The 24208-nt window shown below is 44.4% G+C and carries 19 protein-coding genes; 7 read left to right on the top strand and 12 right to left on the bottom strand.

From position 1 onward, the window contains the following. The first annotated feature begins 308 nt into the window (after nt 1–308). Nucleotides 309–1934 carry a peptide MFS transporter gene (locus L5L98_RS00820; RefSeq protein WP_263138155.1) on the top strand — a complete coding sequence of 542 codons (1626 nt, stop codon included), beginning with the start codon at nt 309–311 and terminating at the stop codon, nt 1932–1934. Between the two features lie 25 nt (nt 1935–1959). Here the strand turns inward: L5L98_RS00820 and L5L98_RS00815 are convergent, their stop codons facing one another. Then, a complete protein-coding gene (locus L5L98_RS00815; RefSeq protein WP_263138154.1) occupies nt 1960–2214 on the bottom strand; it encodes a DUF3624 domain-containing protein in 255 nt (84 codons plus the stop codon). Between the two features lie 330 nt (nt 2215–2544). Between L5L98_RS00815 and L5L98_RS00810 the strand changes: the two genes are divergently transcribed. Beyond that, nucleotides 2545–4296, top strand: coding sequence for a GSCFA domain-containing protein (locus tag L5L98_RS00810; RefSeq protein WP_263138153.1), 1752 nt, complete (start codon nt 2545–2547; stop codon nt 4294–4296). A 39-nt stretch (nt 4297–4335) separates the two neighbouring features. Here L5L98_RS00810 and oleD read toward each other — a convergent pair whose 3' ends face one another. From oleD to L5L98_RS00785, 5 genes are all read right to left on the bottom strand, one after another. Beyond that, complete coding sequence (oleD, locus tag L5L98_RS00805) at nt 4336–5481, bottom strand: 2-alkyl-3-oxoalkanoate reductase (RefSeq protein ID WP_263138152.1); 1146 nt, start codon at nt 5479–5481, stop codon at nt 4336–4338. Between the two features lie 150 nt (nt 5482–5631). Beyond that, nucleotides 5632–7488: an olefin beta-lactone synthetase gene (gene oleC / locus L5L98_RS00800; protein ID WP_263138151.1), complete on the bottom strand. Its 1857-nt coding sequence runs from the start codon at nt 7486–7488 to the stop codon at nt 5632–5634. After that, the gene (locus L5L98_RS00795) at nt 7488–8399 is read right to left on the bottom strand and encodes an alpha/beta fold hydrolase (RefSeq protein WP_263138150.1); all 912 of its coding nucleotides are present in this window, start codon (nt 8397–8399) and stop codon (nt 7488–7490) included. Before L5L98_RS00795 ends, oleC begins: the two co-directional genes overlap by 1 nt. 168 nt (nt 8400–8567) lie before the next feature. Continuing rightward, nucleotides 8568–9617: a 3-oxoacyl-ACP synthase III gene (locus L5L98_RS00790; protein WP_028760522.1), complete on the bottom strand. Its 1050-nt coding sequence runs from the start codon at nt 9615–9617 to the stop codon at nt 8568–8570. A gap of 253 nt (nt 9618–9870) precedes the next feature. Next, nucleotides 9871–11220: an SAM-dependent methyltransferase gene (locus tag L5L98_RS00785; protein ID WP_263138149.1), complete on the bottom strand. Its 1350-nt coding sequence runs from the start codon at nt 11218–11220 to the stop codon at nt 9871–9873. A gap of 177 nt (nt 11221–11397) precedes the next feature. On the opposite strand from L5L98_RS00785, the gene L5L98_RS00780 reads away from it, so the two are divergent. Next, nucleotides 11398–11631, top strand: a complete 234-nt coding sequence (locus tag L5L98_RS00780) for a DUF1289 domain-containing protein (RefSeq protein ID WP_263138148.1) — start codon at nt 11398–11400, stop codon at nt 11629–11631. Between the two features lie 44 nt (nt 11632–11675). On the opposite strand, the gene L5L98_RS00775 is transcribed toward L5L98_RS00780, so the two are convergent. The 3 genes from L5L98_RS00775 to L5L98_RS00765 all read right to left on the bottom strand — a co-directional run bounded on the left by L5L98_RS00775 (nt 11676) and on the right by L5L98_RS00765 (nt 15155). Further along, complete coding sequence (locus tag L5L98_RS00775; RefSeq protein ID WP_028760525.1) at nt 11676–12038, bottom strand: YajD family HNH nuclease; 363 nt, start codon at nt 12036–12038, stop codon at nt 11676–11678. A gap of 160 nt (nt 12039–12198) precedes the next feature. After that, nucleotides 12199–14175: a BCCT family transporter gene (locus L5L98_RS00770; protein WP_105249669.1), complete on the bottom strand. Its 1977-nt coding sequence runs from the start codon at nt 14173–14175 to the stop codon at nt 12199–12201. A 398-nt stretch (nt 14176–14573) separates the two neighbouring features. Beyond that, the gene (locus L5L98_RS00765) at nt 14574–15155 is read right to left on the bottom strand and encodes a DUF502 domain-containing protein (protein WP_028760527.1); all 582 of its coding nucleotides are present in this window, start codon (nt 15153–15155) and stop codon (nt 14574–14576) included. 185 nt (nt 15156–15340) lie between these two features. Here L5L98_RS00765 and L5L98_RS00760 point away from each other — a divergent pair, with 185 nt between their 5' ends. From L5L98_RS00760 to L5L98_RS00745, 4 genes are all read left to right on the top strand, one after another. Further along, complete coding sequence (locus L5L98_RS00760; protein WP_219250221.1) at nt 15341–15736, top strand: VOC family protein; 396 nt, start codon at nt 15341–15343, stop codon at nt 15734–15736. Between the two features lie 496 nt (nt 15737–16232). After that, nucleotides 16233–17963, top strand: a complete 1731-nt coding sequence (locus L5L98_RS00755; RefSeq protein WP_263138147.1) for an ATP-binding protein — start codon at nt 16233–16235, stop codon at nt 17961–17963. Next, nucleotides 17953–18879, top strand: coding sequence for an HNH endonuclease (locus L5L98_RS00750; RefSeq protein WP_263138146.1), 927 nt, complete (start codon nt 17953–17955; stop codon nt 18877–18879). The genes L5L98_RS00755 and L5L98_RS00750 overlap by 11 nt, the downstream gene beginning before the upstream one ends. A 159-nt stretch (nt 18880–19038) precedes the next feature. After that, nucleotides 19039–20067, top strand: a complete 1029-nt coding sequence (locus L5L98_RS00745) for an IS110-like element ISSba8 family transposase (RefSeq protein WP_263138145.1) — start codon at nt 19039–19041, stop codon at nt 20065–20067. Nucleotides 20068–20885: 818 nt separating this feature from the next. On the opposite strand, the gene phoU is transcribed toward L5L98_RS00745, so the two are convergent. The 3 genes from phoU to pstA form a co-directional block, all read right to left on the bottom strand. Further along, nucleotides 20886–21596, bottom strand: coding sequence for a phosphate signaling complex protein PhoU (gene phoU, locus L5L98_RS00740; protein ID WP_028760530.1), 711 nt, complete (start codon nt 21594–21596; stop codon nt 20886–20888). Nucleotides 21597–21666: 70 nt separating this feature from the next. Continuing rightward, nucleotides 21667–22485 carry a phosphate ABC transporter ATP-binding protein PstB gene (pstB, locus tag L5L98_RS00735; protein ID WP_028760531.1) on the bottom strand — a complete coding sequence of 273 codons (819 nt, stop codon included), beginning with the start codon at nt 22483–22485 and terminating at the stop codon, nt 21667–21669. A 33-nt stretch (nt 22486–22518) separates the two neighbouring features. Further along, entirely contained in the window at nt 22519–24177 is a 1659-nt protein-coding gene (gene pstA / locus L5L98_RS00730; RefSeq protein ID WP_028760532.1) for a phosphate ABC transporter permease PstA, read from the bottom strand. Nucleotides 24178–24208 lie beyond the last annotated feature (31 nt).

The following is a 24208-nucleotide window of genomic DNA, read 5'->3' as shown; positions in this document are numbered from 1 at the left end:
GTTGAATTATGGCCACTATTTAGCACTCATTTCTTAACTGAAAATGAATTAATTTAACCGCTTAGTATTGCTATAGCGAGCCTTAAAGAACGGCTAAAAATGTTAGTTATACAAAATATTCATCACTTTCAAGACCCTTGGCTGTTCCATATCATCCGAGTGTGATTAACTGCTGCAACAGCGCCGTTTTTTAGCGATCAAAAGCGCCGCGATAATCACAAATAATGAAAAATAATTAATAAAATTCATTACGATAAAATGAATCATTAGCTGCTCGGCGCATAAAGTGCCAGCAATGGGAGTCTTAAGTGTCAATAGAACAAAACCCGCCGCACACAATGCAGGGCCCACAAGGCTCGCCCCCAACTGAAATGCTATTTGGGCATCCTAAGGGCTTATTTGTCTGCTTTTTTACCGAAATGTGGGAACGCTTCTCTTTCTACGGTATGAAAGCATTACTGTTTCTTTATCTGATTAAATATCATCTATTTACCGATGAATTTGGTTACAACGTGATTGGTGCTTACGGTGCCTTAGTGTATGCCATGCCCGTAGTGGGTGGCTTATTGGCCGACCGCTATATCGGCATGCGTAAAGCAGTGATCTTTGGTGGTGTTTTATTGGTGCTCGGCCACTTAGGTATGGCCTTTGAAGGCCATCAAGCGGTTATCGTTGCAGGTGAAATTCAACGGGATGAACAAGCGCTGCAAGTATTCTATTTATCCCTCGCCTTAATCATTGTCGGTGTGGGCTTTTTAAAACCCAATATTTCCACCATAGTCGGTCAGCTTTATCCTAAATCATCCGCTAAGCGAGATTCTGGTTTTACCATTTTCTACGCGGGCATCAACTTAGGCGCCACCTTAGCCCCGCTAATTTGCGCTTATTTAGGTGAAACCTATGGCTGGAAGTACGGTTTTGGTTTGGCAGGTTTAGGGATGTTAGCAGGTTTGTTGGTGTTTATTCGTGGCAAGAAACATCTGCAAGGCTTCGCCGAACCCAGAGATCCTGCGCGGATTTTAAAGAAAACCGCTGGCATAACGACAGAACAATGGATTTACTTAAGCGCAATTGGCAGCGTAATCATAGTCTGGGGGTTGATTCAAACCCACTCCCTCGTACTTTCGATTAGCAGTTTATTACCCGCTGTGAGCCCAGTGATTTGGTTCTTGCACTCAGTATCACTAGTGCTCGCCCTTGGTATTGGCTGGTTCATGGTGAAACATTGTAATCCGATTGAACGTCAACAGATGTCGGCTTTGCTGCTTTTCATCGTTGCGGGTTTGGTCTTCTTTGGCTTATATGAGCAGACCTATGGCTCTTGGGTAGCATTTTCGGACCGTGTGATGGACCGTAACATGCTCGGCCTCGAATGGAGTGCCGGACAATTGACCTTCCTCGGCGCTTTCTTTGTGATCAGCTTGTCGCCTATCTTCGCTTGGCTGTGGCCTGCCCTCGCCCGTAGAAATTGCGACCTAAGTAAACCAGTCAAAACCGCACTCGGTATTTTGTTCGCAGGTTTATCCTTTATGGTGCTTGTGCTCGGGATCCAGATGCCGCTAAGCAGTGGCTTAGTGAGTATTTGGTTCTTAGTCGCGGCTTATTTTGTATTAGAAATCGGGGAGTTATTGTTGTCGCCCATAGGCTTATCTGCCGTGACTCAGCTTTCGGTAAAACGCGTAGTCAGCCTGATGATGGGTGCTTGGTTCCTCGGCACTTCATACTCTGAAATCTTAGCCGCCGAATTAAACAAACTCGCCGCGATTGATACCCAAGGCGGCGTGATAAGTGACGTACCGAGTGCGATGGCGCTATACGAGCAACTGTTTATATTCTCGGCGCAAATTGGCGTGGTGATGGCATTAGTCTTCTTTGCCCTTGCGCCATTAATGAAAAAAATGATGCACGAGAAAATGGCAACTAACTCAGTTTAAGCATACAAACAAAAAGTCAGTTGGCTTACTTTCGCCCTCTGAGGCGACGGTAAGCCAATACGATAAGGTGCAAAGCAAGTAACCCCGTAAAAGCCGCGCAGAAAAACAGTAATGCAATCGAGTTTACATCCCTAGGCGCATCATGATAAAGCCACCACCACAGCGGCCAGCCGATGGCCGATAAAGCCGTAAGCTGCCACATACAGCGTTTGCAGCGACCAATCTTTTGCCTGAAAAGCGCCCAGTTTAAATCTGTATCATTACAATCCCTACAGCCCATACGATACCTTTTTAAAATTAGATTTATTATTAAATACAGCTAATAAAATAGACTTGAACAAGTTCATTTTATATACACTAGCGTAAACCTAAAGTATGAATCTATAGAGTATTAAATAAATTTAAATCTATTGTGGTCAAGTATACATGTAATGAGTTAATAACTAGTTTAGAATCATTTATTTAGTAAATCAGTATTCAGGTTGAAAGCCATTGGCATACTAACCATTTCGTAACGCACCGATCATTTTTTAGCATCTTACTCATGCTTTTGTTTGCTTTTATCATTTCCAGTTATTTATATAATAACTCATTAAAATGGAATTTAATCATGAACACACAGTTTCTTACTCCTTACAGTGAACAAGCAGAACAATATTTTTGGAAAACTGGCGTTGCGAAAATTGATTTAGGCAAAGTGCCTTTTCAATCAATTCATAATTTGCTCATATCAAAAGACAATAGCAGCATTTCATCTGTTGGTTCATGCTTTGCTCAACATGTGGGTAAATGGATGATCGATAATAATTATCCATTTAATCGCAGCAAACTCGACAGTCGACAAATATCCAGCTTTGCCTTTGGCAATGTATATACCCCTAGATGCTTTCTTCAATGGTTAACCTTAGATCCTGCTCATTCCCACAGATTTGATATTTTTTATGACAAGAATGCAGAACGCTATATCGATCTATTGAGACCCAATGTACACCCTGATGGGTTTAGCTCTGAAGAAGCGTTACGAGAGGCACGGATATCTGCAAAAAACGAACTATTCAATACGCTAAGAGCAACGAATGTGCTTATTTTTACCCTAGGTTTAACAGAGGCCTGGAAAGATATTGATGATGTTTTCTACCCAAATTGTCCTGGGGTTATTGCCGGTGAGTTCAATGATGAAATATTTACTTTCCATCAGTTTAATTACAATGAAATTAAATCTGATTTATTGCTTATAAAAGACATCATTCAAGGTATCAACCCACAGATAAAAGTGATCTTAACCGTATCCCCAGTCCCTCTTACAGCAACCGCATCAAATAAACATATCCTTGTTGCAAGCCAATATTCGAAGTCTGTTCTACGCGCTGTCGCGGGTTATTTAGCGGATAATGATGAAGTATTTGACTATTTCCCATCATTTGAAATTATCACAGTCAATAATGTCAATGATTTTAGATTCAATGAGAATAGAAGAACGGTCTCAAATAAAGCTGTTGAGTATGTAATGAGTCACTTCAAATCGGCATTTTCTGACAAAAAAATCACCAAAGCACAAAATAACGGTGAGAAAAATCACCAAGAAACGGTTTGTGATGAAGAACGTTTAGACGCGTTGAACAAATTATTACATCATTCAAATGACACCACAGTGAACCAATTAACATTACTCGGTGATAGCCATATGGGTAAGTTAGCAAAAGCACTAAAGGAAATGGAAATCCCGTTTATGGGTGGCATGGTAATGAACGGCTCAGGATTTGCCCAAGGCAAATTTTCAATATGCGAAACAGAATATTTCGTACCACTTGAAAACGCCGCATCACGTCAACTTTTCGCACCAATATTGAAAAATTTACAGGCTCACGAGCAATCTAAGTTTGAAAAAAAATCTGTGATTATTTCCAATATTGGCCTACAAACACATCAGACTGTTGCTCGTTTTTTTACATGGCTACAAAAACAAAAAGATGCTGACATTAAAGATATTACCTTGAAGAATTATGTTGATTTCTTCCATGAGGACCAATCAAAACAACTGTCTATATTATTAACGATGAAAGAAAGAGGACATACTGTCATCGTTGTTTCTGATCCACCTTTCTGCCGTTACTTCAAAGAATCACAGTCAATGACGTGGCTTGTCTATTCTTATTTTGACGCGCTTGAATACATTTGCTCACAGCTGAATATTTTGTTTTTTAATGCTGCAAAAGCCTTCGATGAAGAAATTGACACTCCTATGGCATACGCCTCAGATATTTGTTATCCAGACGGCCAACATGATTGGATCCATGGAAACTCAATGTATTACACATGGCTAGCAAATAAATTATTGCCCATAGTATCTGAAAATACCTAAAAATTGCTTGGAATGAGGCCTCATTGAGTCCTCATTCCCTCAAAGAGAAGTTTTAAGCCTTGCCATCCCTTGATTAATAGAGACGAGCGCACGATAACCTAAATCTCGTTTAGCTGCGCTGATATCAAAATAATGGCTGCAGGATAACTGCCGTGCGACAAAACGCGTCATCATGGGCTCTTCTTGCTTCTTTAGGAGGTAATGTACACTTTCCAATACTGCGCCTGCTACATAGGCGACAGATTGAGGCACACGCTTAGTCACTGGCGGTAAAGCATCGCAGGCCAAAATCAGATTGATCATCTCGGCCATAGTGATGGGTTCATCATTACTCAGAAAATAAGCTTTCCCTTGACACTTAGGCTTTACTTGGCAAAGTTCCAGCGCCGCCAGCACATGGGCATAGGCAGCGTTATCTATGTAGATGGTATCGACTAGCTTATCTTCGCGGCCAACCAGTTTAAGCTTACCTAAACGCCCGCGCGACAATACCCGAGGCACTAGATGGGGATCGCCAGGACCCCATATCAGATGCGGCCTGAGTGCGACGGTTTTTAACGCATAGGGTGCAGTGGCTTGAGTCGTCACTTGGCTAGATACTTGGGTCACATCAGGATTTTCAAGTGGCATGTCACCCACTTGATTGGCATCGAGCATCATCTTTTCAGCGATGGCTTTAGAGTGGGCATAATGATTCAGGAATCTTGTAGCATAGGGAGTAGACTCATCAATACCCGATTCATCCTGCCCTGCAAAGGTCACACTCGGGGTACTGGTGTAGACTAACTTATCTATTTTTAATGCCTTACAAGCGGCAATTACATTAGCAGCGCCCTTTACATTCGGACAAAAATAGCTGTCTCTGTCACCCCAAACACCCGCTTTAGACGCCACATGAAATACAATATCGCAGCCTTGCATCGCCTGTTGCAGCAGATCTTTATTGACTAAATCCCCTTGCAGCATGACTACGCCCAGTGCTTCAAGTTCGGGATAATGCCCACGCGCAAAACCTGTGACCTTAATGCCCGCGGCTAACAATCTCAGGCAAATCGCTTTACCTAAAAATCCCCCCGCCCCCGTGACAAAGGCGTGTTGCACCTTAAGCGCGAGCTGCGCGAGTGCCGTTTGTTCAGCCGCATCAAATTGGGCAAGCGTCGTGCTCTTGATTGGGTCTTTCGTCATTAAGGGTATCCATTTCAGCACATTTACATGAACTTAAAGTCGGTGTAATAAGTTTAAAATAAGCACAAGGGCTTAAAAATAAGCGAGTTTGTTCAAATGAACACAGAATATAACGTAAAAAATGCAGGAGAAAAGCCGTGGAGTTTCAAATCAACCTTTCGTTTGCGATTGCGCCCAAACGGCTAATTTTTCTCTAAAAATCTTGGCATTATGCCGCACATCCACAGGGAAATCAGGATGGATAAGAAACCGCCTTATGCCCTGAGTCTGCGTAAATTGCTCAGCGATGGCGATCAAATCTTGGTACAACTGCTGACTCTTATTGCACACCAATGACTGGTCGAGTTCGATACAAATTAACGGCTCTATCTCGTTCGCCACTTTCACTCCCACTAAAGCGGAGCGCTTCACATTGGGATGCGTATTAAAAATGCGCTCGCAGGGAATGGAATAATAACGTTTAGCAAACAATCCGTTAAGGGTAGCGTCGACTCTGTGGGCCTTACGACCACACATCCACAGTCGGCCTTGATCATCGAGATACCCGAGATCGCCCATTCGATGTCTAAAACTATTGGTGGCGGAGTCCCACATCTTGGCTGCCGCAGTCGCGCTATTACCTTGGTTTTCGTTTTGGCTATCGTGCTGACTATTATTTAGATAATAGGACTGACTCACCATAGGCCCTTGCACCACGATTTCGCCGATTTCACCCTTATTCAGCACTAAGGCCTCATCCCACTCGGGGATAACCTCTTCGCTGATAGCAATAATGCGAATCGTCACGCCATCGATAGCGCGACCGACACAGATACCACCGCCGTTATCTGTGATGTCAGTCGTGGCAAATAACGCATCGCTGGCAATCATACTAATAGGCAAAGATTCGGTTGCGCCGTAGGAATTTAAAATCGGCACACCTTGGCTCAGCATCTTACTAAAACGGGCGATGGAGGCAATGGTGGCTGGCGCACCCGCGGAAATCACCCGCTGCACACTGGGCAATTTATGCTGTTTTTGTTCACCTGCGCGGCCTAAACGTTCAAGCAAGGCGGGATTAACAAAGATGTTGCTGCATTGATATTTCTCAATCGCGGCAAACAGGAATTCAGGATTGGCGGTAATAGGCTTGCTGGCATCCATTTCTGGAACGATCGACGCCATACCCAGCGCGGGGCCAAAGAGTGAAAACAGCGGAAACGTCGCTAAATCGCGCTCGCCATGGCAAATGCCATAATCGTTTTTTAACGCTTTAATTTGTGCCTCAAACATACCATGGCTATACACCACCCCCTTAGGCGTGCCAGTGCTGCCACTGGTAAATAAAATCGCCGCTATCTCATCAGATTTAAGCATCACCATGGGATATTCAGACTTTGGAGCAGAAGATTGCACTGAGGTGCTTTGCAGCAGAGTGGATAAACTTATCGCACCAGTACCGATACGGGTTAACTTTGCCGCTAAGCCTGTTTTGCCGTCATCGACATTGAGTAATGACTTAATACTGCCCTTACCCCAACCAAATAGACGTCTAGCAATATGAGCCTTGGGAATACCGATAAAAGCATCGGGCGCGGCTTCAGCAAAACACTGTTTAAGATTGCGGATCCCCATGCCGGGATCAACTAGGATAGGAATAACCCCCGCTTTAAACAGCGCAAAAGTAAGTGCAAAAAAATCCAAACTCGGCGTGACCATAAGCACAGCCTTCATGCCGCGCTCAATGCCATGGGCGTTAAGCGCAAAGGCGATTGCATCGCTTTGTCTATCCAGATTAAGGAAGTCCAGCTCGCTGTAACGCAAACTCGCCACAGAAGCGCCCTGAGCGCTTTGTACCGCTACCGCAAGATGATGGGGAATGGCATGGGCGGCTTGCTTGAGATGACGACAAATATTGGCATCATTGACCGTTGCTGACGCAGAAGTGCCACTTAAAAGTGACTTTTCCAACGGCGTCACTAAAGGAGCAACCAAAGGAGCCACTTCAGTCTCAAGCAAGGTCGACATTAACCTGCGGCCTGTTCGGACGGCGCCGCTTCTACGTGGTCGTCAGCCATAAATTCTTTGATATGGGCAATCACTTCATCGCTGGCATCTTCCAAAATGTAGTGACCACAATCGGCAAATTCATGCACGGTCACATGGGGCATGTGTTGGCGCCATTTCGCTAAAAAGTGCTTATCGAATACAAAGTCCTTGAGACCCCAGCAAATCAGGGTCGGCACTTTAGCAAATTTAGGTAAACTAGCAGCAATATCAGAGACTAATTGATAATTTCTATCGCCTTCACGCAGTGGAATATCCTGCACAAAACGCAGCGTCGAAATGCGATTGGCCCAAGAGTTAAACGGCGCGACATACGCCTCGCGAATGTATTTCGACATCGGCTGGCGCTTAACACCCACATAGGAAGCAATAGACGAAAAGGCATTGAAACCGCGTACCAACACTGTGCCTAACAGGGTATTACGACAGATCCACAACGGCCAAGGAAACGGTTTAGTCTCTGGCAGATGGAAAGCGCCTGTGTTCAAAATCACTAGGCGTTTAATGCGCTCAGGATAACGCGCCGCATAACCCATACCTATCATGCCACCCCAATCGTGTACAACTAAGGTAATGTTTTCTTTCACATTCAGGCTATCGAGCAGGGCTTCGAGATCGTCGATACGATTCTTAAGGGTATAATCATAACCGCTATCGTCTGGCTTATCCGACAGGCCACAGCCGATATGATCCGGCACTATGCATTGGTGAGTGTCTTTTAAGGCGCTAACAAGATTGCGGTAGTAAAACGACCAGCTAGGATTACCGTGAACCATCACCACAGGTTCGCCTTGACCCTCGTTGATATAATGTAGCTTGTTGCCATTACGGCTAAGAAAATGACGTTTAAAAGGCAACAGAGTGTCTAACATGACGCTTCCTATCTTGATTCTTTATGAGAGCGAATAACGGGTTATGTACAGCTGGCTTAGCTTATCGACAGAACTAAAGACTGAGCTATCAACTGAATCATGAACTTACTGGGTTGACTCGAATGTATGCCAGCCATCAAGCAAAGGCGTGAAAAGGTGCAATGCACCCTACCACTTAATGCCTAACATCATGCAATTCAATCCACTGCCTATGCCTAAAAAGCTCACTTGATCGCCCGCTTGTAAAAAGCCTTGATCGTGCGCCATCGCAGCGGTCACAGGTAACGACACTGTGCCCATATTGCCCAGTAGCTGATACGTTGGAAATTCTTTTTCGGGGGGAATATTGAGCGCACTCAGTACTTGCTTACGATTTGAAGCGCCTACTTGATGGCAAATCACTTTGTCCACTTGCTCCACCAGCCAATTACGCTGCTCAAGGAAATGCTCCCAAGTGTGCTTCGCCAATTCAACGCCTTCTTTAAGCAAGGTAACGGCATCGGTACGCATAAACTCGCGGTACAGATTGTGCCCCACTTCCTGCAGACCCCATTGACACAACTGGTGATGCTCAGGCGCCGATAAGTGCGATGCACCCAGCAATTGATGCTGACGCACATTTGTCAGCGGCAAGCTGCCATCGGTAAGGATCACCGCCACGGCACCAGAGCCACCGGTTAAGGTCGCCAGTGACTGGGCAAAATTCTGCATGGTCGGATCGGCCAACATGTTATCGATAGTGACATCGACAATATCCCGCGCCGACTCACAGGACACCACCATACCCGCCTTGATTTGACCCAACTCAATACGGTTCGCGATATCTAAAATACCCGATAACACCCCAAGACAAGCATTACTGATATCGTAAATCGCAGTGTCTTTTGACACACCCAATTCGGCAGCAATACGACACGCGGTCGCGGGCTCATGTTGATCGCGGCACACGCCGGTATAGACAACCGCACCTAAATCGGCGACATCAATCCCAGTTTCAACCATGGCTTTACGGGCAGCTTTAATCGCACCGTCGGACAATTGATGTCCTTTTGGCCACCAGCGGCGTTCGGTAATCCCAGTCAATGCGGCAAGCTGTCCCATAGGAATACGGAACTTTTGATACAAAGGAGCAAGACGAGACTCTAGCTCACTACTGGAAACCACAACAGGCGCCAGTTCATAGGCCAGGCTATTAATAAATACGCGGGAATATTTCATGAAACTGTTTTATTCGCTCACTAGAATGACTGACCAGCAGGTCAGCTTTCAGTTGTTATTCGTCATTAATGCGACATTTGAACAAGAAAAGCCCGATGATTCAATAAAAAACCATCTTGAGTGTAAGACTTGTCTCACAGCGCAGGTTCCAAACACGACGGCCCTGAATTCACTATCACTAAACTTAAATGCGCTAATATAGAAATAATTCATAAAAAACATCACAGTACAGTATGTTTTTAGACGCGCAAAATTATACCGCCATTTTTTGCGCTAAAATCAGCGTATTTCTTGGTGTGACGCTGTTTGCACAAAATTCACCCACGCAAACACCATATCCTTGTTCCTGCAAAAAACAAGCGCGATCTAAGATTAACCACTGCTCCAGTGCGCTGCGGAATAAATGCGCGACTAAATCAATACGGCGAGTTAATTGTTGTCTTTGTCGCCCAACGTCAAGCCAAGCTTCAAAATCCCTGTTTTTCGCTAAATTAACAGCCTTCGTCTCGGCCGCCCACAGGCAAAAATCCGTAAAACTGCCGCTCAATTGACTCTGTTTTAACGAGGGTAAAGGCAAATATTCGTCGATTTGTCGACATTCACGTTGCAGTGCATCAAAGCCTAAGCGCCACGCAATTTCTTGATGGCGTAGCGCCTGCTGTTTGGGATTAGCTATCACACTCTGCTGTAGCGGTAACTGTAAATCATGGCGACTGAGCTTTAGGCTGCTCTGCTGAGCAAGAATGGATAACGGCTGATAATGGCTCGCTTGAATTAAATGATAGCAACAGGGAGAAATCGCCAATGCCTGCGTGCCCGCCTCGGCCGCCAGCGTTAACAACCGAACATGCAAATCTCCGCAGGCATGCAAAGCAACCGCTTGCTGCTGTGCGGTTAAGGGGTTAGTTGTTAACGGATTCGCTGCTGAGGGATGTTCAACTGGTGTTTCGACAGTGGCTATAGCCCTGTGCTCAGCGCCAATAGCAAAGGCATCGGCGCAAATAAAAGTCTGCGATAACTGCCACTTATCAGCAAAGGCCTGCCCTGCTTCACACAGCGGCGCTTGCCATTCTAAACTCACCACTTCGGCGCCGCGAGCTTTAGCGATCAAGCGGCCCAAATGCCCTTTACCCGCACACCATTCCAGCACAGGTAAATTAAGCTGCGGTAAATGCTGCACAAAGGCGGTAATTTGCTGCCATTTTCGGCCTTTAATGTGAGCACTAAAGTGCGCCTCATCATCAAAGGACAAGCCGCGGTCCTGCGCTGTATCTACCTTTGTGGTATCGGTAATCGCAATATCAGCAATGGCAGTGGTGAGCAATGACAAGTCCCAATCTTGGCCTAATGCCATAAGATCGTGACTTAATGCCGGTGACAGCGCCTTAACCAGTAAAGATTGCTCGGCATCGAGTCCATCAAGCTCATCATCAGCCAGCGCCCACACAGCTTCGGCCAACTGCGGAAAATCCTGTGCCCAAGGTAAAGCGTTCACTTCAAATGCACGCACTTGCCACAGGGCTGCACTCTTTTCAAGCAACTGATTAAGCTTGCTAAATGGCTGTGAGTAAGTGAATTGTTGCTGCAGATTATCTTGGTTCACGTCATGCCCAGTGTAAAAAATACTTGTCTCGTATTAGGCTGAGCGAATCAGCCCTACGGATGACTTTATGCGAAAAAATGTTAGTATCGCGCCCATTAAAAGCACTCAACCTGACTGTTAACTGCAAACTGACTGTTAACTGCAAACCGCGGTCAGCAATACCTAAAGAGGACACCTATGCTTTCACCTTGCGTCGCACGCTGCGGTTTAAATGACGAAGACTACTGCATGGGCTGCTTTCGACATATCGATGAAATCGTCAGTTGGCGCACGAGCAGCGAAACGCAACAGGCGGCCATTTGTCAGCAACTTCCCGCCCGTAAAGCTTTATTTGAAGGCAGTGAAAACCAGCATATTTTAAGTCGTGATAAATGGTTAGCTGCCGAAGCGCGTTTAACCGACAAAGACTAAACGCCGCCCTCTGCGCAAGCTCATCCTGCTAAAAACCTGCAAGACTATTTTTTCAGCATTGATTTCAAGTCAGCAAAGGGATTGTAGGTCGCCGCCGCTTGCTTGGTTTCTGTAGTGCTACCGTAACGGATCAATTCTTCAAAGCGAGAATGTTCGTTGTCATGGCAATAAAGACATAATAATTCCCAGTTTGAACCGTCTGACGGGTTGTTATCGTGGTTATGATCCCTATGATGCACAGTCAGTTCACTTAAGTTTTTTGGGGTAAATTCGCGGGTACAGCGACCACACACCCAAGGATAGAGTTTTAACGCTTGCTCACGGTAACCGCTCTCACGCTTAGCTTTGTACTCCCGCGCATCGGCTAATACTTTATCTAACTTACTCTGGCCTGGCACTGATGACATAGTGTAATCCCTAAAACAAACCCTAAAAAAATTGCCCCAAGGATAATCCGAGTTATCACTTGGGGCAATATCTCCCGCACTTTGCGGGTTAATCGTGCGCGATTTGTAGACGTAAATGGCTAAGCCGACCTAGGTTACTGGCTTAGTTTACTTACGTTACTTAACTTACGTGGGCATGATCAGCATTCGACAGATGCAAATAGTGTAAGTATTTTTCATACTGAGTCACCACATCCGCGAGGATTTGCTCTTCGGTATAACCCATCACATCGTAATGCTGACCACCTTGTTCAAGGTACACTTCGGCGCGGTAATACAAGGTATTGCCCTGCTCGATTTCAGTCCCTATCGGGTTAGTGATGTCAAAACAACGCGTTCGTACACCGTAAACAAAGGGCAAGTTCACCTCATTGCTGATCACTAATCGCACGCGGCCATCTAAATATTCAAGATCGGCCACTATGCCTTTAGCCATAAAGTGTTGGCACACTTTAGACAAAGCTGGCGTAGCCACATTATTCAAGAACACTTGCGCTTCTTCATGGGTAGGATGCGAGACTAAAACCCCAATACGCTCTTCCCAGCTCATATTAGTTTTGGCGTATTGCACACTAGTATTGTGTAACTGCACGCTATTAATCTTCAGCCAATCATTTTTCAGGGCTTTAAATAGGCCCAGACACATGAATAGCATCACCACTAAGAACGGCATAGCACTGGCGATTGCCGCCGTTTGCAGCGCCTGTAACCCACCCGCTAACAACAATACCGAAGCAACGACCCCTTGCAACAGTGCCCAAAAGATCCTCTGCCATACGGGGGCATTGTTATCGCCGCCCGAGGTTAGATTATCAATCACTAAGGATCCCGAATCCGACGAGGTCACAAAGAAAGTGACGACTAAACAAATCGCAATCCCAGAAAGTAACGTAGGAAACGGCATGTGCTCGAAAAACACAAACAAGGCCACTGACACATCGGTATTCACCGCCTCGGCAAGATAGGTCGCGCCGTGATTCATAATTGAATCAATCGCCGTATTACCAAATACCGTCATCCACAGAAAGGTCAGCGCCGATGGCACAAATAACACACCAATCAAAAACTCACGGATGGTACGGCCGCGACTCACACGCGCAATAAAGGTACCGACAAAAGGAGACCATGAAATCCACCAGCCCCAATAGAGCAAGGTCCAGCCTCCTAGCCAATCTTCCTTATGTTCATAAGCGTACAAATTAAAGGTTTTGCCCACTAAATCACTTAAGTAACTACCGGTATTCTGCACAAAAGCCTGCAACAGCATAACCGTAGGGCCAAGGATCAAGACGATAAGCAATAAAATAATCGCGAGACCCAGATTGAGTTCGCTTAAGCGTTTCACGCCTTTATCGAGACCAGAAAATACCGATAATGTCGCCAATAAAGTAATGCCGATAATCAAACACACCTGCACCACAGCATTATTAGGTAAGCCTTCGAATAAATAACTCAACCCAGAATTGACCTGCAACACCCCAAAGCCCAGTGATGTCGCCACCCCAAACATAGTGCCAAGCACAGCAAATGTATCCACTGTATGGCCAATAGGACCATAGATGCGTTCACCAATTAAGGGATAAAGCGCACTTCGCGGCAATAACGGTAACTTATGTCGATAAGAGAAATAGGCCAGACTCAATGCCACCACCGCGTAAATAGCCCAAGCATGCAGTCCCCAATGGAAGAAAGTGATCTTCATTGCCTCTTTTGCGGCAATAAGACTCTCTGGAGTTGCATCCGGCGGCGCCAGATAGTGCATCACAGGTTCGGCTACCCCAAAAAACATCAAACCTATGCCCATACCCGCCGAAAACAACATGGCGATCCAGCTTTTATAGCTGTAGTCAGGCACTGAATGATCTGGTCCTAGTTTGATATCGCCGAAGCGACTGACCATGACAAATATGATAAAAATCAGGAAAAACGCCACACTTAGAATGTAAAGCCAACCGGCTTTCATTTCTATCCATGACTGCATTGATCTAAAAAAGGTGTTTGCCTCTGTGGGCCATACTGCGCAAATCATCACCATCAAGATGATGAAAAAGACCGACGAATAAAATACCGGCGGATTAATACTAGACTTGATTGACATTGACTCTCCCTAATTCTAGCGGGTTCACACTCCAAATATCTCAACATACCAACGGCGAGATAGGACAAAACTTATACTTAAAATTTGGTTAATACTGCGTGGCTCATCTATGACCAGTATGGGGGAAATCCCAAAGATCATGGCAACGACTCGCTATGGCTAAACGCGACAGGATCTGAACAACGGGATTAACAACACTCGACTTTTTTAAGCCAATGATTGATGGATAAACAGAATTAACACCACTAAGGCAGCTAACGCCCACCTTTAGCATAAAACAAATATATTACTAGAATATTCAGCATAAAAAATGGCGACCATATTGGTCGCCAAAAAATTATACCACAAAAATCATCAAATTTAATTTTAAACGCTAAAACGCACAAACCTTCATCTGATTACTTAGTCGGTGACTGCGAGATACCAGCAGTTAAATTGAAGCGCATCGCCTCCTCAAACGACCAATCAACCATAATTAAATCATCCCGCTTAACTAAGCTCGTCACGCCCGCCATTTGATAGCTCAATTGGAACAACACAGGCACCCAATCGCCCTCTGGTAGCGCATCTAACAAGGGCTGTGGCGGCGTATCCGTCATAATAAAGCCCACCACAAAACTGCCATTCGCCTGTTTCACTAACACTGTCTTTTGGCTTGTTGGCTTACCATCACGATTCATCAAAGAGGCGATATCACGGATACTGCCATAAACCGACTTAAACAGTGGGAAGCGCATCAACTGGCGCTCAAGCCAGCCATAAAGCCACACAATCGGGCTGACTGAAAACAACAGGCCCACGGCAAAAACTAATGCCACCACCAGCATAAATCCCGCGCCGACAAAGTGTTGGTTAATCCCTACCAACTCTAAAATTACAATTCCTAAACCATCTAACGATACAAACAACGACCAAAACAGCCACAAACTCAAGGCCATAGGTAATAGATTCATTAAGCCGCGGGCTAAGGTTTTTTTCATCACACTCTCATTCAGTCATAGGGATATAGAAGGCATAAAATATTTACGCAAAAAACGCCACAAATGCTACCACAGAGTCACTTTTGCACCAGCACATGATGTAAGGTATCTGGCAATAATAGTCTCAAGCATAGAGACAGCGTTCAAATTCAGAGCCCACTCTGAACAATTCTAAGGAAAGTAAAATGCGCGTAACCCGCTTAGATCATTTGGTCTTAACCGTAAAAGACATCGCCGTCAGTGTCGAATTTTATCAAACCGTGCTCGGGATGAAAAAAGTGGTATTTGGCAATCAGCGTATTGCGTTAAGTTTTGGCGACCAAAAGATTAACTTGCACCAAGCGGGCGCAGAATTTGAACCTAAAGCCGCAGCAGCCACACCCGGCAGTGCCGATCTGTGTTTTGTGGTCAGCCACAATATAGAAGAAGTGATCGCCCATTTAAACGCACTTCAGATTGAAATCATTGAAGGCCCAGTGCTACGAACCGGCGCCACAGGCCGGATAAACTCTGTCTATATCCGCGACCCAGATTATAACCTGCTTGAGTTATCAGAATATCTGCCCGCCTGCACGGGATAAGCGAATTGGGGCAATATCAGCAGCAGTTCTGCTAGCACGCGGCGAGCAGAACTGCTGCTGACGTTATACTGGTTCACTGTTGTTTGCGATAAGACTCTCGACAGTTGAGTGGCATTTATTGTCATTACTCCCCTGATTAACTCGCGATCCTTTTAGCTAATTAAGAAGTATCCCTATAGGCTCAGCTAAAAAGCGAGTGCTCAAAACAAGACGACTGGGTTTTGCAGCGTTAATTATCATTACTTCCCCAGTGACTCGCCGTAAACTCATCCTTGAGGGCTCTACTAAAACTCCCTGTTTTAGAAGGTCACTGGTGCAGCAATGACAATCTTAGGTAAGTTATCAATACCTATGTCTGCCCTAAAAAGCATTTGCCCCAAAGCTTTCAGCAATGTGAGATAGGATTTACTCTTTGATAGAGATGTTGACCAAATTCTAGTAATCATACAAAGTGCTGGCAGAACAAAGGTATTTCCACTTTATAGCAGTCAACTACATGAAAATAAAATATTCCCCTAATCAAAATTGGAAATCACCAGCTCCTAAATTAACAGGAGAAGATAGTTATCTCTCTTTAAGTGGCAACGATTGGGATGATTTTGGTATGCGGTCAACATTGAACTGCACTCTTGTTATTGATGGAGTCGTCCAGCCTGTCGATTTTAGATTAAAGATGCTGATTGCTGATTGTGATTACACTGCGAGTAGGTTAAATGAGCTATGCGCTGAAGGATGGAGTGGTGAGTTCCCTATACCAAATATAGATTACATTTCTGTGCCAACAGATATTAATTTTTACAAGATATTACACTCAAAATTTGATCATTCCTCTAGTCATCATGTACTGCATAATTTAAGAGATGCAGGTTATTTAATTTATGTTATTAAAGATGATGCTGCTAAAGAACTATCCCAATTATCAGCATTTTCGAATTCTTTACTTCGGGACAGTGGTAGCAATATGTCATTCCAAGATGGATGGCGTCTGTTTGTTGGTGAGGAAAGTCAAATCAGAGATTTTACCTTAAATATATTAACATCAGAATATGAGTCGAAACCAATACCTTTTAGATTCGAGTCAAGCCTACTGCCCTACGATGTAAATGTATTGATTGGTCCTAATGGCATTGGTAAATCTTATTGTCTGAGATCCTTAGTGGAATACTGGTTGAAAACTGGAATGGGGGATAAAAAAACACTCGATGGCCTAAGTCATGAACCATTTGATATCCGGCCTAATATTAACCGTTTGATTTTGGTCTCGTATAGTCCTTTTGAAGAGTTTAGCTTAGGCCTAACAGCCGAAGATGAGGTGGCTGATAGAAGCTCATATCGATATTTTGGGTTTAGACAAAAACGTGAAGATGACACAATAAATATTGAGCGCGAGAAATTGGAAGGTGACAGAATTCGTATTAATCGTAATTTACCAAAGTTTGAAGCAAGTCATTCACTGATTGATGCTATTTTTGAAGATGAAAAGTACAAAGGTGAAAGTTGGTGGGTTAACAAGTTTTCAGCAATAGAGTCAGCATTAAAAGTAGCGCTAGATTTTGACCACTTAGCAATTAAAGTGAACATGAGTAAAGCAGGTGGTATCTTGGCTGATTTTCCAAAGATTATCAATGGTGAAGATTATTTAGAGTTAAATGAATTTATTGGTGCTAAATATGAAAAACCAACATTTAAGAGCATATGTAATTTTACTGATGGTATTCAGTTTATTAAAGATAACAAAGTAAAAGGACTAAGTTCAGGCCAGCAACTATTTAGTTATATTGCAATTAATGTTGTCGGGGCGATAAGGGAACATAGCCTAATCGTAATAGATGAACCAGAGCTATTTTTACACCCAACACTTGAGATTGAGTTTATATCTTTACTTAAGGTCATCTTAAAACCATTTAAATCAAAAGCTATTTTAGCTACACACTCTTTGGCTGTCGTGCGAGAAGTGCCCTCTAAATGCGTTCATATATTTCGCAATGAAGGCTACGGACTCGAGATCGTCCCACCTCCGTTTGAAACTTTTGGTGGCAGTGTGCAACGGATTTCTTCTTATGTATTTGGTGACAAATCTGTATCTAAACCATTCGATGAGTGGGTAGAAATGCAGATGAATGAAAATCCAGATGCTGAGAAGCTGATCAGTGACCTTGGCGATGAAATTAATGAAGAGTTGACTATGAAGATTTTAAGCTTGGGGAGAAAACATAGTGGTCGCTAAGCTTAATCGCCCTGTTTATGATTCGGTTCAAGTTATTCGTGCTATTTTTGCAGAACGAGTACATAACAAAGAGTTCTATGAAGCTCTATTACCTGATTTAGTAGGAAAAATTGTCACTTATATTGAGTTTGGTGGTGACCCAAGTAAAGTAGACCCATTTGACTTATCTCCTTATATAACTCAGCAGAGAATTAATGAGGAAGCGCGGATAAAGGTCACCGTTAAAGAGAACCCTGAACCATTAGTTAGGCTCATCGATAAGCGGAAAACGTCGCTAATTGGTCTGTATTATCCTGCAAAAGATAAGCTGCCTTACGATATTTTGGAAAACATGAGAAGGAAACACGGACTATTGTTTTGCCCTAGTTGTGGTGAGCCTGGCAAACCAGGAACTCTAGATCATTATTTTCCTAAAGATGCTTACCCTGAGTTAGCTGTAGTTCTTGTTAACCTCACGCCTATGTGTAGCGAGTGCCAAGGGCGAAAAGGAACAGATTTTCAAGATGAACAAGGGAAAAAAATATTTATTCATCCATATTTTGACCCTGTTGACCAAGTTTTAATTTCTTTAGATATTCATGAACCCTATTCTTGTCCGGCTGCATTTAATGTATCTGTTCCTGCGAATGTTGATCTAGTATTAAGACGATTAGTTTGCGCCCATATACGCGGAGTGGATTTTGTCGAGAGATTTGAAGACTTTTGTAGATCACAATATATGACTCTATTGGGTATTTTTGCGAAGGAGAGATTAGATCCTGCTCCTGATACAGCAATTCGAATCGTAAGAAGGTTTTTGAGAAATACAGAAGACCAATCAGTGAACCGCTGGGAAACAATTTTTTACCGTGGTGTGTTGAATAATCCAAATTTACTTAATTATTTAGATAATGGTGAACTACCTGATTTCTTATAGGTTTAAAGATAAATAGTGTAATCAGATGGACTCCGAAATCTAGCTTATTCCTAACGAGGTTAGGTTCCAAAGTGTAGTGATGTGATGGACGCCTCAGCACCTAAGCTTGCAGTATTATGCCAAGCTTAAAGCTGACAAATAGTTCTGGAGGTTTCCATCATGGATATTAAAGTTATTGGTATCGATTTAGCCAAAAATGTTTTTCAAGTTTGTGTTTGTCTTATGGATAACTCTGTCATGAGTAACAAAAAGGTTAACAGAAACAAGCTGCTCGATAAAATTAGACAATTCCCCGAAGGTAGCCTTATTGCTATGGAGGCCTGTGGTACGGCGCATTACTGGGGAAGACAATTTCAAGCTCTTGGTTATCAAGTGCAATTGATCCCTGCTCAACATGTTAAGCCATTTGTTGCAAACCAAAAGAATGATGCCAACGATGCCCTCGCTATATGCGAAGCGGTTTTCAGACCTAATATCCACATGGTTCCAGTTAAAACTGTTGAGCAACAAGACATTAAAGCATTACGTTGTGTACGTAGTCGTCTCGTTCAAAATCGAACCGCCATGGTCAATCAAATTCGAAGCCTAGCGAGCGAGTCTGGTGTGATCTTCTCTGTCGGCAGGTTGCAATTACAAGCGTCACTTAGCCGTATTTTAGCAAATAATGAGCATGAACTGTCTCATACGCTTCATTACCTGTTAAAATTTTTATATGAAGATTTATGTGTTTTAAATGAGAGAATTAATCAAATCGAGCGCGACATTAAAGCGCTATGTCAAATCCAACCTCGCTACAATGCATTGCTGTCGATCCCTGGCTTTGGACCATTAGTCACAGCAAGCTTTATGAGTGAATTAGGTTCGGGTCATCAATTTAAAAATGGCCGGCAATTATCTGCATGGTGTGGCTTAGTGCCATCGCAATCGAGTTCTGGTGGAAAAGTTCGACTAGGATCGATCACGAAAAATGGCAGCTCAGAACTACGTGTTTTACTCATCCACGGCGCCAGAGCCGTTGGCCGATTTGCGAGCAAACATGATGATAGACTTGGGCGATGGTTTAATGCACTTGCGTTAAGGCAAGGTCGACACAAAGCCGTTGTCGCATTGGCCAATAAAATAGCGCGTATAGGATGGCGGATCCTCACGAGTAACGATAATTTCGACGTTAATAAAGCGTTTGCGTAAGACGTTAAGTATCACGTAACAGTTTACATGCACTGATGAATAAACGGTCAACCGTACCTATTAGAGCCTGACTGTGCCAAGGCATTAAATGCCGATGTAGTGATAAGGTAATAGGTTTCGGATTTACATCATGGCGCGGGTAAAAAAGCCTATTTAGACGCCGAATATATGGTAGTGAACCAATCATTCAACGGTGTTGTAAAAGCTGAGGCGTCCATATATGGCATAGTGAATTTGGTCACTGGTTTGTACTTGATAGTACTCTTGGCATAGAAAAGTGATCTGAAAAGTTCAGTATTGCACAAATTCGTAACTCGATAATGTCCAAAAGTGTGTTGCGTATGTCTTTTAAATCTACAGATTACACGAATGCACAAAAGGTGAGCCATGGTGATTAGCGAGACGACCGTCCGCCCCATGGACGGGGCGGTCGAGCATCCAAGGACGGACTTGAACAACATCCCTATTTAACAGCCAGTTCGCCGTCCATGGCTCTCGTTCATAAGCTCAGAAACCCTAGGTTTCTATTCACCGTGTCGGTGAGTAAGTACCATGGCAAGCCTGTATGTGTGGATACCAGCCAACGCCTAGCAACTAAAATGACAGTTCACTCAGCTATACTAGCCTGCAGAATTTCCCAATGCGTTTTTACCAAATCGAATTGACTCATCATTGCTATTAGTACTGTCAAATCAGTCTATAAAAGCAGTCGGCATTTATTAAGCCGCATTTAAAAGCCCTAAAAGCAAAACGCTCCACAGAGACTGCGGAGCGTTGTATTCAGCGAATGGCATTACAATAGCAGATTAATACTTGTGTTAGCCTTTCATGTCCTTTTCCATATCTTCGTAGGAAGTATGACGAACGTCTTTGCCTTTCACGTAGTAGATGATGTATTCACAGATATTTTTACAGCGGTCACCGACACGCTCAACTGCGCGTGCAGCCCATAATACGTCGAGTATGTCTGGGATTGAACGCGGATCTTCCATCATATAGGTCATTAACTGGCGAATGATGCCTTCATATTCACGGTCAAGCTTAGCATCTTCTTTATGCAGCTCTAACGCGGTATCGGCATCCATACGGGCCAAGGCATCTAAAGTCGCATGCAACATCCGAGTCGCATGACGCCCCATATTTTCAATGCTAACTAACAAAGGCTGCTGATTATTCAAACGTTTATCTAATGCCGCTTTTGCAATCCGCACACAGGCATCACCAATACGCTCAAGATCGGCGATGGTTTTTGAAATAGCGATAATCAAGCGTAAATCGCTGGCCGCAGGTTGACGCTTAGCAATAATACGCGTGCATTCTTCGTCAATGGAGACTTCCATCGCATTGACCTTATGATCGCCTGCAATCACCCGCTGGGCTAACTCGGCATCGAGGGCACTTAAGGCATCAATCGCTTGCTCTAGCTGACGTTCAACCAAGCCACCCATGGCGAGCACTCGATTACGGATATCATCCAGCTCAGCGGTGAACTGACCCGAAATGTGTTTACTTAAATTCATGTTTTCCATTGCGTTCCAACCTGTTACTTAACTGTTGACCCATACCAAGCCGTGGTGGCCTTATCCGATACTCAAGCGATTAACCGTAACGTCCTGTGATGTAATCTTCAGTCTTACGTTTTTTCGGCGTAGTGAAAATCGTATTAGTATCAGCATATTCAACTAATTCACCCATATACATAAAGGCCGTTTGATCCGATACCCGCGCCGCCTGTTGCATGTTGTGAGTCACGATAACCACAGTGTATTTCGTCTTAAGTTCAGTGATTAACTCTTCAATCGTCAGCGTCGAAATCGGATCGAGTGCCGATGTTGGTTCGTCGAGTAATAGCACTTCTGGCTCAATGGCTATCGCACGGGCAATCACCAGACGTTGCTGTTGACCGCCTGATAAACCAAAGGCGTTATCGTGCAATCTGTCTTTAACTTCGTCCCAAATCGCCGCGCCGCGCAATGAACGCTCAGCCGCTTCGTCGAGTTCACGACGGTTATTCAGCCCTTGCAATCTCAAGCCATAAACAACGTTTTCGTAAATCGACTTAGGGAAAGGATTTGGGCGTTGGAACACCATACCGACATTACGGCGCAGGGCCGCGACGTCGATTTTTTTGTCGTAGATATTCTGGCCGTGCAGCAATATCTCGCCGCCGATATGACAATTATCAACTAAGTCATTCATGCGGTTAATACAGCGCAATAGTGTCGATTTACCACAACCACTGGGGCCGATAAAGGCAGTGACTTGCTTCTTGGGGATCTTCATCGATACATTAAACAGCGCTTGCTTATCGCCATAGCGCAAATCTAAGTTACGGATCTCCAGCGCGGTGTCGTTCTGGCTTAAGTTAGCTAAATCAAAGTTATTGGTTTTCATTGCTGTCGAATCTATAGAAATCATATTTAGTCCTAATACTTTCAGGATAATCGCTGATTAGTGCTCAAGCGAACGATATTTTTCACGTAAGTGGTTACGCACGCTAATGGCCGTCAAGTTGAGTGCCACAATCACAGACACCAGCAAGAAAGAGGTCGCATACACCAGAGGACGTGCTGCTTCAACGTTAGGACTCTGGAAGCCCACATCATATATATGGAACCCTAAGTGCATGAACTTACGTTCTAAATGCACAAACGGGAAGTTAAAGTCCAGTGGTAAAGTTGGCGCTAATTTAACGACACCCACCAACATCAGCGGTGCCACTTCACCGGCAGCACGAGCGACCGCTAAAATCAAACCCGTCATGATCGCTGGACTCGCCATCGGGATCACAATCCGCCACAGGGTTTCAGCCTTAGTCGCGCCCAATGCCAAACTACCTTGACGCACCGCGCTTGGAATACGACTTAACCCTTCTTCAGTCGACACTATAACCACTGGCAGTGTCAAAATCGCGAGGGTTAATGCCGACCAAATCACCCCTGGTGAACCAAAGGTAGGAGCCGGCAAAGCTTCAGCGTAAAACAATTGGTCGATGGAACCGCCCATCATGTACACGAAGAAACCTAAACCGAATACACCATACACAATCGAGGGCACACCCGCTAAGTTGATTACCGCAATACGGATCATCTTAGTAATAGGGCCTTTCTTAGCATATTCATGTAGATAAACCGCCGCGACCACGCCAAATGGCGTCACGATCACCGCCATCAACATCACCATAAATACAGTGCCGAAAATCGCGGGGAACACGCCGCCCTCAGTGTTGGCTTCACGCGGATCGTCACTCATAAAGCGTCCAATACCGACAAACCACTTACCAATTTTGCCTATGAGTCCTAAGTGATTCACATAGGTCACATCCAGAACAGTATCGAGCTTCAGTTCAACTTCTTCGCCGCGCATATCTCGGACGATAACCGAGTCACGCGCCGCATCATCACGCAGGGCAAATAACGCTTTTTCAAGCACTAAGTAATCTTCTTGCAGTTGAGCTCTCTTGGCGACCAACTCAGCTTTAATACTGTCGGTCAGTTCCCCATCTAGCTCGAAACGACGCTCCTGCAAACGCAATTTTTCAATGGCGTAGTTAATCGAGCCAATATCTTGCTTCTGCAAATCAACCGCTTTGTCCGATAAGGCAACTGCGCGTTCGATATGCTCCATTAAGGAAGATTCAATCGCATCATTCACTAAATCAAGACGCTTGCCATTTTCAATCACGGCTATCGGATAACCGTAGAAGTTACCGTTTTTAGCCCGCTCGATCAGTGCGACCTCGCTTGGCACAGAACGACTAACAATGTCCGTACCTAATATCCAGCGGAAATCCAAACCCACAAATTCACGGTTACCGGTTTTCACTAAGTAACGGGTCACAAACTCGCCCGGATGTTGCTTAAACACATGGCCAGCAGCAATCAAACGCTCAGTCGGTACTTCTTCCCTATCGTAAACCTCACCAATTAAGGTCGAACGTACACCCGTGTTATCTTCAAGCTCCCACTGGTAAACGGTTGCAGGCCAAAAGTAACTTAAGCCACGCCATGCGATTAACAATAATAAGCCTAAGACGGCAATCAAACTGATGCTCACAGCACCGCCCGTCATCCATATCCATGGCGAGCCTGATTTTACCCACTTACCCATTGCACAAACCTCTCAAGGTCACTGGCGAAAT

It is taken from the genome of Shewanella sp. SM23, from assembly GCF_025654295.1.
GTDB lineage: Bacteria > Pseudomonadota > Gammaproteobacteria > Enterobacterales > Shewanellaceae > Shewanella > Shewanella oncorhynchi.
Note: the sequence above shows the minus strand (reverse complement) of the source record. Positions and strands in the feature narration are given on the sequence as shown.